This is a genomic window from Corallococcus sp. AB049A (genome assembly GCF_003668885.1).
Taxonomy (GTDB): Bacteria; Myxococcota; Myxococcia; order Myxococcales; family Myxococcaceae; genus Corallococcus; species Corallococcus interemptor.
In genome coordinates this window covers 1-10,777 of record NZ_RAWL01000302.1, presented here as the reverse complement: position 1 = coordinate 10,777, position 10,777 = coordinate 1, and the positions used below count along the sequence as shown (strand labels likewise).

Genomic DNA, 10,777 nt, shown 5'->3' with positions numbered 1-10,777 from the left:
GGTCATCGGGAGCCTCGGGAGCTTGTGTCGGTGTTGGCGGCGGCCTGGCGGGCGCGGGCCCAGCGGAGCATCTGGGGTTTGAGCCAGAGGCGCGGGCGCCCGGCGCCCAGGTCGAGCACCGGACGGGGCATGTCCGGATAACGGCGCAGGTACGTGCTGACGCTGTTGGGGTGGGCCAGGCGCAACAGGCCCGCCACCTCCTGGGCGTCAATCAGGTCCTTCGTGTTCACCAGGGGGCACATGGGGCGTGTCTATACCCATAGACACGCGGGGATGCACGGTTTCCTTCCCCGCCACGGGGTGGGGCGGCCTGCCCGCCAGGGCCCTGCCTGCTTCCGGACATGAAAAAGCCCCGGACTCCCAGGGAGGAGACCGGGGCTTCGGGACGTCAGGGGGTGGGGACTACTCCGCCCACCAGGTCTCGGTCATCACGCTGAAGCCGTTCACGGTGTCCACGTAGATGTGGACGGTGTTGCGGCTCCAGGGGTCGTTCTCGTAGGTGAGGATGCAGCCCTTGAAGGACCGGCCCTGGATCAGCGCGTCCAGGTTCGCGAAGCCCGCGTCGCGGACCGCGGCGGAGACCTTGGTATTACCGCCGACGTAGTCGAAGGCGCGCTGGACCTCGGCGCGCACCTCGGCGGCGTTGGCCAGGTTCGGGCGGATGGAGGCGCCGTACGGGACGCTGGTGGGCTCCAGGCCGAAGCACTCCTTCTGGTCACGGTAGTAGTGGTTGGCGGACGCGATGTTCCACCAGTCGAAGTGGCGCAGCGTGGTGGCGCCATAGGAGCCGTTGCTGGGGATGGCGTTGATGGCGGTGAAGAGCGCCTCCAGCGGACGGCTCAGGGTGGCGGAGTTGCGGATGTTGCGGAAGCTCACGTCACCGATGCCCGCCGTGTCGGCGATCTGCTGCGCGGTGGTGAAGGGGCGCGTGTTGAGCAGGTTGACGGCGCCGTTCCACGCGTCCGGCAGGACGTCGTGCAGCTCCGAGTCATCAATGGTGTTCACCAGGTTGACGATGGCGGTCTGGTCGTCACGCGAGATGGCGATGCCATCCAGGATGCCGACACAGTCCGCGTCGATGAAGTCCATCGTCCGGGCGCCGCCCTCCAGCTGCTTGAGCCGGGTCGGGCCGACGAGCGGCACGGAGGACAGGTCCGCCAGCGACGTGAACGGCGCGGTGGCGCGGCGGTTCACGATGTTGGTGACCACGTTGCTGGGCAGGTAGCGGTCGAGCAGCGTGTACGACGCCGTGTTCGCGAACTCGAGGATGCCGGAGCACTCGATGGCCACGTCGACGTTCGTCGTCGTGAGGATGGGGGCCTGCTGCTGCTGCTCGGCGGACGGAGCGGACTCGGGGGGAGTCTCCGCCTGGGTACCAGGACCGCAACCAACGAGCATGCCCACGGCGAGAAGGGCTGAGCCAAGACGACGCATCAGGAACTCCTGGATGAGGGGGGGAGCTGCGATGAGACGCGGCTTAATACATCAAATCCGTCTGACAGCACCGGGCTGATACGCGCATCGTTCATGTCACATTTCGGTCACCGTCCCTCTGTTCCGCTGGGAGCATTCCTCTGGGCTCCACGAGGCGAGACTTCCTGACCTGGGAACACACGGCCCAGGGTTGGCTCCGGCACCCCATCCCGGATGACCTTCCAGGTTGAGTGCCCTTCATGCGACCCTGGAGGTTCATGGGTCAGGAAGGGTCACAGGTGTTCCCGGGGGCGCTCCAGCCCGGCGCGGTGGTGGGGCGCTGGCGCGTGCTGGGGACGCTGGGCGTGGGCGGCTACGGCGCGGTCTACAAGGTGGAGCCGCTGGACGCGCCAGGGCGGAGCTTCGCGCTCAAGCTGTCGCTGCATCCGGACCCGGCCCGGGCGCTGCGGGAGATGGCGCTGCTGCTGGACCGGGCGTGGCATCCGAACGTGGTGCGGGTGCATGCCACGGGGCGGTGGCCGGATCCGGTGGAGGGGCTGCCGTACTTCGTCATGGACTGCGTGGAGGGGCTGGCGCTCCACACCTGGACGGAGACGGTCAACCCCACGTTCCGGCAGGTGGCCATGGTGGGGGGCTCGGTGGCGATGACGCTGGGGGTGCTGCATGCGCGAGGCGTGTTGCACCGCGACCTGAAGCCGGAGCACATCCTGGTCCGCGCGAGGGAGCAGGTGCCGGTGCTCATCGACTTCGGGGCCGGGGACCAGACGGGGGCCGCGACGCTCACGACCACCACCCTGCCCCCGGGGACGCTGCACCTGCGCAGCCCGGAGGCCATCCGCTTCCAGCAGCGCCACTGGAGGCAGCCGGAGCTGCGCTATCCGTACCGGGAGGCGGACGACCTGTATGCCCTGGGCGTGTGCCTGTACCGGGCCGTCACGGGGCACTTCCCGTTCCCGCCGGGGCAGGAGCCGGAGCTCCTGGCGGTGGCCATCACGGAGCGGCTGCCGCCGACGCCCCGGGACATCAACCCGCAGGTGCCGGAGCCCCTGTCGAGGGCCATCCTGCGGCTCCTGGAGAAGGAGCCGGAGCAGCGGCCGCGCACGGGGGAGGCGGCGCACTCGGAGCTGATGCGGGGGCTGCTGTCCGGAGGAGCGGCGGCGTTCGAGGCGCACCTCTTCGACGAGATCCCCGGCACGCCGAACCAGATCCGCCGTCCGTCCTGGCCGGCGCAGCCGTACCTGACGCCCGCGCCCAGACCCCGGCCCGCTCCCGAGCCGGCGGCCCCGCGCCGGTTCCCGGCCTGGGGGTGGCTGGGCGTGGCGGCATGCCTGGGATTGCTGCTGGCGGGACCCGGGACCTGGGAGGTCCTGTTCCGGGGCTGGACGCGCCATACAACCCCACAGGTCCCTGAGAGCGTTTCCGCCCCACTTGGTCATAAACTGGAGATCCCGCCGGACCGCCCGCACAGTGTTCCCGTCGCCGCCCCCGTGGTGGCACAGAAAGAGGAACACGTTCCCGTGACGACCAAGCCCCCTGTTCCGCCGTCTCCGAAACCCGCGCGTGCGCTCAAGGCCGCGACGCTCGCGTCCTGCGTGGCGGGCATGGCCTGCGCCAGCGCGCCCCTGGTGGACCGGCCCACGCCCCCCGCCGAGGACTGTCCCCTGGATGCGCAGGAGGCCATGCAGAAGCTGGAGATCGAAGGCATCCAGTGGGCCGCCAAGTTCGACCCGAATAGGACCGGGCTCGTGACCGTCCGCGAGGGACGTGCCGCGGTGTACACGCATATGTTCGAGGGGCGCGTCAGGCACAACTCCATGCTGACGGGCACGCTCTACGTGGGCTCCAAACGGGTCTACGGCCGTTTCACCCAACTGCGTCAGGAAAAGACCGGTGAAACATTTCCTGTCTGTGTCGAGCTCTGGTTCAACCCGGACCACACGAGGGGCGTTCCTCGCAGTGAAGGGGGAGACGAGAACACCGCCATCGTTCCCAACCTGATGTCCGTGAAGGGCGTGTGGCGGTACGACGAATAGGAGGATGCGTGCTCCTGTTCCTGCTTCCGTTTCTTGCAGCCGCGGATGGCGGCGTGTCCGACAAGCAGGCCTGTCCCGACGTGGGACTGGCGGTACTCCTCTCCGAGAAGACCCTGGGGCAAGGAGGAGTCCAGACGTTGGACATGGATGATCCCGTCACGGGGTTACGGTTCAGGAGCTTCCGCTCCATGCGCCGGGTCGCCGTGCTCTTGGAATTCGCAGGAGGGGTGCCACTCTCCGGCAGCGTCACCCATGCGGTCCTCCGTGGACCGAATCAGCAACTCCTGAAGGTCGTGGAAGTGATTGAGGCAGCCCCCGACTCCGAAGGCGGACCTGCCCGGATCATCGTGGAAGCCGAAGCCCAGCCCCGGGAAGCCCGAGGCATCCACACACTGGAGCTCCAGGACGCGGAAGGAACCCAGCTGCTCGTCCTGCCAGGAGTGCGGTTCCCCTCCATCTGATCCATCCACGCCGACCCAGCGGCTGACGGAAGCGTCCGCGACCCGCTCTCGTCAATGAACGCAGAGGCAACGCGGCGGGCAGCAGCCGCCCGCCGGGCGCGATTGCAAAAAACCTGTCCGACAGTCGGACAGGTTTACGCGACCCAAGGCCCGAGCCCGGGAACCTGTCCGACTGGTTTCGCCGCATGGGGCCCGTCCCCTCGAACTTGTCCGACAGTCGGACAGGTTTTTTTCGTCCGGCTTCGGAGGGGGGCCCTCACGCGTCCGTGTCAGACCCCTGTGGTTGGATGGCGATGCTGGAACGAGGAAGGGGAATGGGGATGGGACACGGTGGGCTCGTGGCGTACGTGGAAGCACAGATTGAGCGCGACATCGCGCTGGGACGGATTCACCCGAGCGGGCAGTTCGGCTCGGAGGCGAAGCTGGCGCGTCACTATGACGTCTGCCGGGGCACCATCCGTGAGGCGCTGCGGCGGCTGGCGGCGCGGGGCGTGGTGGTGCAGCGGCCTGGACGCAAGACGCGCGCGGTGCCGTTGGATGAGTCGCTGACGCTGGAGAACCTGGGGCTGGCGCTGCATGACGTGCGCTCCGCGCAAGCCCGATGGCTCTTGGAGGGCTACTTCAGCCTCCGGCGGCAGGTGCTGGTGGAACTCCTGTCCGACTGCTGCGCACGGGCATCCAAGCGGGACCTGGACCAACTGGGGAGCATCTGCTTCGGACTCTGGGACGCGGCGCGCTGGGGGTCGGGGGCTTCCTGCGCCCAGGTGGAGTTCGAGTTGCTGCGGCTGGCGGCCCGGGTGGCGGACCGGCCCGGGCACGTGCTTCTCGTGCAATCCCTTCAGCGGGCCTTCATGGTCGGCGCGGCCCAACTGCTGCCCCTCCTGGGAGGTGAGCCGCTGCGCCAGTGGGTGAACTGCGCGAAGGATGCCCTGCATGATCGCGATACACGGGCCATCCAGAACGACCTGCCGGTGCTGATGAAGGCACACGATGACCGTGTGCTGGATGCCTTTGCTCCTGGTCCCAAGGAGCCTGCCGCTCCCGAGGTTCATCGCGCCCAGGAGGCACGCCCCTGCTCGGAGGAGCGTGGACTTGAGGTCCTTGCGCCTGACTCTGGGAACCCTCCTTGCCCTGAGACGCAGGCCATCCCGGAGCACGTCCCATCCGAATCCGGTGAGACATGCGCGGAGAAGGGCCTTCAGCCCGCGGAGCCGACTGCCTGCGACCATGCTGTGAATCTCAAGGAGGGTGGGATGCTTCGTGGCATCTGGGGACTCGTGAGCGGCTGGGCTCTTCGGGTCTTCTTCAGAAGCCGGTCGACAGTGCGATCCGCTCCGTGCGGTTCAGGTCCTCCGTCACCTGCGTGAGCTTTTCGCGGATGGGCGCCGGGGCGTCCGGCCCCAGGAACAGGCGCAGCGTCGGGGCTCCGGCGGCCACCGCGTCCACGATGGCCTTCGCGGCCTTCACGGGGTCCCCGGGCTGCGTGCCGGCGGACTGCGCCACCCAGGCTCGCGTGGGGCCCATCGACTCCGCGTAGGCAGGCAGCTCCGGCATCGACCGGAAGCCGGTGTCCAGCAGCTTCGTGCGGAACATGCCCGGCTCCACGAGGAGCACCTTCACTCCGAAGGGCGCGACCTCCTTCGCCAGCGCTTCGGAGATGCCTTCCAGCGCGTGCTTCGCCGCGCTGTACGCCCCCGCACCCGGGTACCCGACCAGTCCGGTCAGACTCGAGACCTGCACGATGATGCCCGTCCGCCGCTCGCGCAGGTGCGGCAGCACCGCTCGCGTCATCTCCACCGCTCCGAAGAAGAGCGGCTCGAACACCGCGCGCAGCTCCGCGTCGCTCGTCTCCTCCACCGCGCCCAGCACCGAGTAGCCCGCGTTGTTCACCAGCACGTCGATGGCACCGAAGCGCTTCAGCGCCGCCGTGACGGACTCCCGCACCTGCTCCGGCTTCGTCACGTCCAGCCGCACCGCGAGCACCCGGTCCGGGGCCCTCGCCACCAGGTCCTCCAGCGTGCCCGGGTCTCGCGCCGTCGCGACGACCCGCTCCCCTCTTTCGATGACCTCCTCCACGATGCTCCGGCCGAACCCCGACGACGAACCCGTGACGAACCACACCTTGTCGCTGCCCTGTGCGCTCATGACCGCCTCCATGGCCCATGAAGTACGCCCCGGGTCCCCGCAGCGAAACGCGTCGTCACTGGAAGCACTTTGTAGCTACGCTAAGGAATGCGCGACGACCTCTCCGGCCTGATGGCGTTCCTCGCGGTGGCCCGCAGGCGCAGCTTCACCGCCGCCGCCGCGGAGCTCCACGTCACCCCTTCCGCGGTGAGCCAGAGCCTCCGGGCCCTGGAGGAACGCGTCGGCGTGCGGCTGCTCCAGCGCACCACCCGCAGCGTGGGCCTCACCGAGGCCGGCTCGCGATTCCTGTCGCGGCTCGAGCCCGCGATGCTCGGCGTGCGGGACGCCTTCGAGTCCCTGGGCGAGCTGCGGGACCGGCCTTCGGGGCTCCTGCGCCTGACCCTGCCTCGCTATGGGTACCAGGAGGTGCTGGGCCCCCGCCTGGCGGAGTTCCTCACCGCCCATCCCGACATCCGCGTGGACATCCACCTGGATGACGCGTTCGTCGACATCGTGCAGCAGGGCTTCGACGCGGGCTTCCGCGTCGGTGAACACGTGGAGCGCGAGATGATCGCCATCCCCGTGAGCGGCGACATCGTCATGCACGTGGTGGGCTCGCCGGCGTACTTCGCGAACCGGGACAAGCCGAAGCACCCTCGCGACCTGCGCGAGCATGACTGCATCAACTACCGCAGCCGCACCACCGGCGGCCTCCTCCGCTGGGGACTCAACGACGGCGGCAAGCGCATCGAGGTCTCCGTCGAGGGCCGCGCGGTGTTCGATGACTCGGAGCTGGTGCTGGACGCCGCCGTCGCCGGGATGGGGCTCGCCTATGTCCCGGAGAGCCGCATCCGGAAGCTGCTCGCGGAGAAGCGGCTGGTGCGCGTGCTCGAAGCGTACTCCGCCACCCTCCCCGGCTTCTTCCTCTACTACCCGAGCCGCGTCCAGGTGGCGCCCAAGCTCAAGGCGCTCATCGACTTCTTCAAGTTGAAGCGGCGGCGCTGAGGACGGCCGGCGGCGTCAGCCACGGGGCCGCCAGCGCTTCGGCCTCGTCCAGCAGGCGCAGGCGCCGGGCGTCGTCCGGGAACGGCGCGGACGTGCTCGCGGGCAGCGCGTCCCACGTGCGCCCGTCCAGCTCCCGCCCGGCGGCCGCCTTGCGCTTGCCGCCCCACTGCTTGAAGAAGAAGGCCACCTCCGCAGCGTCACACTGCCGGCGCACCGAGCGCACCCACTCGGGGTCCAGCGGCCTCGCCTTCGCGCCGCTCTCGCCTCCGACAATCACGCCGTCGATGCCGGTGAAGTCCACCGGGCCCAGGTCCTCCAGCAGCGGCTCGATGGACAGGAACCGCACCCGCGCGGGCACCGCCTGCAGGTGCTTCACTCGCGGCAGGCCGTACTTGCGGTCCTCCACGCTCACGCCCCACCAGACGTTCGGCAGCCTCGCCGCGAACGCGAGCCGCGTGGACAACAGCCGCTGCATCCGCTCCGCGCGCTTCGTCAGCACCTGGAACGTGTGCCAGTCCGCCAGCGCCATCACCCGCGCCACCGTCTCGATGTACGCCTCCGGGACGTCATCCAGGAACAGGTCGCTCATCGAGTTCACGAACACGCGCTTGGGCGCCTTCCAGCGCAGCGGCTCGGCGAGCTTCCCCGGAATCAGCTTCAGGTCGAAGCCCTGCTCATAGGGGTGGCCCGGCACGCCCCGGAAGCGCTCCGCGAACGTCTCCGCGTAGCAGTGCTTGCACCCGGGGCTCAGCTTCACGCAGCCGCGCACCGGGTTCCACGTCGCGTCCGTCCATTCAATCTTGGAGTTGTCAGCCATGGCGTCCGGATGGAACACCCGGCCCGCCTGCCTCCTTCCCCCTACTTCGTGGCCAGAGACTTCGCCCGCTTCTCCACCGCGCGCAGCGTGTCCACCACCGCGTCGTTCTGCCCCACGCTGGCCAGGAACCCGGGGACGGAACCTCCGGGGTCCACCGTGAACTTGTAGACGACCCAGGACGTGTCCTCGCCCCTGGGCTCCACCTTCCAGCTGCCCTCGTTCAGCCGCAGGCGCACCACGTCCCGCCGGGCGGGGAACGCGTCCGGCTCCGCCTTCCAGTGCTGCTGGTACACGCCCGTCCCATCCGGCGCGACCTTCGACTCCGTCACCACGTGACAGATGTAGTCGCGCGAGGACACCACCGGCAGGTCCAGCCGCGTGTACGTGAGCCGCCCGCCGTCGTCCGTGGGCCGCACCACCCGCGACTCCTTCACGTACGGCATGAAGAGCCGGTACGACTCCTGGTCCTCCAGCACCGTCTGGATTTGAAGCGCGCTCGCCTTGAGTTCGCCTTCCGCCCAGATGTCCTTGGCCTTCGTCCCCGGCCGGGGCCGCACCTTGATCACGAAGGGCGAGGTGGCCACCGTCTCCCAGTCCTGCGCCCCCGCCACGCCCGCCGTCAGCACCACCGCCAGGGCCAGGCCCCACCGCCGCGTCATTCCCAACATGTCTTCTGCCCTTCGGTTCCGCGCACCGCCCGGCCCTCGGCGGCGCGTGCGTCACCTGTATCCCATCTTTCCGACACCCCGACGACCCGGGCCTGCCCACGGGACGACGCGGGCGCACGGGCCGCTCGACTTTGCGTGCAAGCCTTGGCAAGCCTTGCTCCCATGGCTCCTCACTTCTCCGGTCCCCCGCCCGAACGCGGCCTGTTCTGCAACCGCACGCTGAACATGCGTGCCATCAAGGCCGTGGGCTACGACATGGACTACACGCTCATCCACTACCGCGTGGAGGCGTGGGAACGCCGCGCCTATGAATACATTCGCGACCGCCTGGTGGAGCAGGGCTGGCCCGTCGCGGACCTGACGTTCGACCCGATGCTCGCCATCCGCGGGCTCATCATCGATACGGCGAAGGGCAACCTCCTCAAGGCCAACCGCTTCGGCTTCGTGAAGAAGGCCCTCCACGGCAGCCGCCCCATGGACTTCGAGGCCCAGCGCGAGGCCTATACCCGCACCGTCATCGACCTGGCGGACCGGCGCTGGGTGTTCCTCAACACGCTCTTCTCCCTCTCCGAGGCCTGCATCTACGCGCAGCTGGTGGACCGCCTGGACGCGGGCCAGCTCCCCGGCCCCATGGGCTACGTGGACCTCTACGAGCACGTGCGCAAGAACCTGGACGCCACGCACATGCAGGGGCGCCTCAAGGCCGAAATCATCGCGGACCCCGAGCGCTACGTCATCGACGACCCGGAGACGCCGCTCGCGCTGCTGGACCAGAAGAACGCCGGCAAGAAGGTGCTGCTCATCACCAACAGCGAGTGGGCCTACACGGAACCCATGATGCACTTCGCCTTCGACCGGCACCTGCCCGAGGGCATGACCTGGCGCCAGCTCTTCGACGTGGTCATCGTCAGCGCGCGCAAGCCCGAGTTCTTCACCACGCGCTCCACCCTCTTCGAGGTGGTGGAGGCGAACGGCGAGGCGCTGTTGCGGCCGCACTCCGGACCGCTCGACAAGAACAAGCCCTACTTCGGCGGCAGCGCGCTGGAGCTGGAGCGGCACCTGGGCCTGTCCGGCGACGAAATCCTCTATGTGGGCGACCACATGTTCGGCGACGTGCACGTGAGCAAGAACGTGCTGCGCTGGCGCACCGCGCTCATCCTGCGCGAGCTGGAGGACGAGGTGCGCGCCATCGCCGCGTTCCGCGCCACCGAGGTGCGCATTGGCGAGCGCATGCTCAAGAAGGAGCGCCTGGAGGCGGAGAGCTGCCAGGTGCGCCTGGAGCTGCAGCGGCGGCGCCACCATTACGGCCCCCGCTCGGAGACCGCCGAGGGCGAGCTGGTGACGCGGCTGACGGAGCTGCGCGCGGAATTGGAGGCGCTGGACGCGGAGCTGGGCCCCATGGCCCGCGCGGCCGGGGAGCTGTCCAACCCGCACTGGGGCCTGCTCACCCGCGCCGGCAATGACAAGAGCCACCTGGCGCGGCAGGTGGAGCGCTACGCGGACATCTACACGTCACGCGTGAGCAACTTCCTCTTCGCCACACCGTTCGTCTACCTGCGCAGCCCGCGCGGCAGCCTGCCGCACGACCCCAGCATCCCCGGCGGCACCCCGGTGTTCACCACCGGGGACGGCGCGGGCAGCGGCCCCACGGAGTAGCTCAGGGGCGCAGGGGGTGCCTCACGCGCTACTGCGTGAGGCGCCAGAGGGCCTGCAGGTCCGCGGGCAGGTTGCTGGCCACCTTGTCCGCCTCGCCTTCTGAAATCTGGTCCTGGAAGGCGCGCAGCACCGCGCGGACCACCAGCTCCGCCTGGTCCACCGGCATCTGGAGGTCCTCGGCCACGGACGCGACCAGCTCCTCGCGGCCGAAGCGGTGGGGGCGCCGGGGGCGCTCCTCGGGCGGCGGCAGGAACTCCACCAGCATCCGGGGCAGCTGGGACTCCAGGTTCCGCGCCCCGTTGGGCATGAGCCGGCGCTCCAGCGCGCTCAGCACCGACACGGCGGCGGACTCCGCCAGCGCCGGGGGCAGCGCGCTCAGTTCGCACAGGTGGTGGAGGAACATCGCGTAGGTGGCGCGCAGGTGGGCTTCGTGCCGCCGCGCGTGACGTTCCTGCTTCTCGGTTTCGGTTTCGTGGGCCTGGGCCATGGCACACCTCCGGCGGTGAGGGGAGACGGGACCTCCTGGAAGGTGGTCACCGGAGCGCCCGTCCGCGGCCAGCAGGCAGGCAGGCCCCACCC

General features: G+C 69.3%; 11 protein-coding genes. 5 read left to right on the top strand and 6 right to left on the bottom strand.

The genetic code is table 11. The features are described from left to right. Nucleotides 1–2 precede the first annotated feature (2 nt). Both D7X55_RS27280 and D7X55_RS27275 read right to left on the bottom strand, forming a co-directional pair. Nucleotides 3–242 carry a hypothetical protein gene (locus tag D7X55_RS27280; protein WP_120552755.1) on the bottom strand — a complete coding sequence of 80 codons (240 nt, stop codon included), beginning with the start codon at nt 240–242 and terminating at the stop codon, nt 3–5. 160 nt (nt 243–402) lie between these two features. Next, a complete protein-coding gene (locus D7X55_RS27275; protein WP_120552756.1) occupies nt 403–1,434 on the bottom strand; it encodes a helix-hairpin-helix domain-containing protein in 1,032 nt (343 codons plus the stop codon). A 257-nt stretch (nt 1,435–1,691) separates the two neighbouring features. Between D7X55_RS27275 and D7X55_RS27270 the strand changes: the two genes are divergently transcribed. The 3 genes from D7X55_RS27270 to D7X55_RS27260 all read left to right on the top strand — a co-directional run bounded on the left by D7X55_RS27270 (nt 1,692) and on the right by D7X55_RS27260 (nt 5,295). Then, the gene (locus D7X55_RS27270) at nt 1,692–3,467 is read left to right on the top strand and encodes a serine/threonine-protein kinase (protein ID WP_158626432.1); all 1,776 of its coding nucleotides are present in this window, start codon (nt 1,692–1,694) and stop codon (nt 3,465–3,467) included. Nucleotides 3,468–3,475: 8 nt separating this feature from the next. After that, nucleotides 3,476–3,928: a DUF2381 family protein gene (locus D7X55_RS27265; RefSeq protein WP_158616325.1), complete on the top strand. Its 453-nt coding sequence runs from the start codon at nt 3,476–3,478 to the stop codon at nt 3,926–3,928. Between the two features lie 314 nt (nt 3,929–4,242). Beyond that, entirely contained in the window at nt 4,243–5,295 is a 1,053-nt protein-coding gene (locus tag D7X55_RS27260; RefSeq protein WP_233610097.1) for a FadR/GntR family transcriptional regulator, read from the top strand. Here the strand turns inward: D7X55_RS27260 and D7X55_RS27255 are convergent. Further along, on the bottom strand, nt 5,234–6,073 hold the full coding sequence (locus D7X55_RS27255; RefSeq protein ID WP_121724586.1) for an oxidoreductase: 840 nt from the start codon (nt 6,071–6,073) through the stop codon (nt 5,234–5,236). The genes D7X55_RS27260 and D7X55_RS27255 overlap by 62 nt on opposite strands. Before the next feature lie 87 nt (nt 6,074–6,160). On the opposite strand from D7X55_RS27255, the gene D7X55_RS27250 reads away from it, so the two are divergent. Further along, entirely contained in the window at nt 6,161–7,057 is an 897-nt protein-coding gene (locus D7X55_RS27250) for a LysR family transcriptional regulator (protein ID WP_121724585.1), read from the top strand. Here D7X55_RS27250 and D7X55_RS27245 read toward each other — a convergent pair. Both D7X55_RS27245 and D7X55_RS27240 read right to left on the bottom strand, forming a co-directional pair. Continuing rightward, a complete protein-coding gene (locus D7X55_RS27245; RefSeq protein WP_121724588.1) occupies nt 7,035–7,874 on the bottom strand; it encodes a DUF5131 family protein in 840 nt (279 codons plus the stop codon). The genes D7X55_RS27250 and D7X55_RS27245 overlap by 23 nt on opposite strands. 41 nt (nt 7,875–7,915) lie before the next feature. After that, nucleotides 7,916–8,542 carry an SRPBCC family protein gene (locus D7X55_RS27240; RefSeq protein WP_121724584.1) on the bottom strand — a complete coding sequence of 209 codons (627 nt, stop codon included), beginning with the start codon at nt 8,540–8,542 and terminating at the stop codon, nt 7,916–7,918. Between the two features lie 162 nt (nt 8,543–8,704). Here D7X55_RS27240 and D7X55_RS27235 point away from each other — a divergent pair, with 162 nt between their 5' ends. Then, nucleotides 8,705–10,198, top strand: a complete 1,494-nt coding sequence (locus D7X55_RS27235) for an HAD-IG family 5'-nucleotidase (protein WP_120552761.1) — start codon at nt 8,705–8,707, stop codon at nt 10,196–10,198. Between the two features lie 28 nt (nt 10,199–10,226). Here D7X55_RS27235 and D7X55_RS27230 read toward each other — a convergent pair. Then, nucleotides 10,227–10,777 (bottom strand): DUF2267 domain-containing protein (locus tag D7X55_RS27230; RefSeq protein WP_233610096.1); only part of this gene is annotated, 551 nt, incomplete at its 5' end.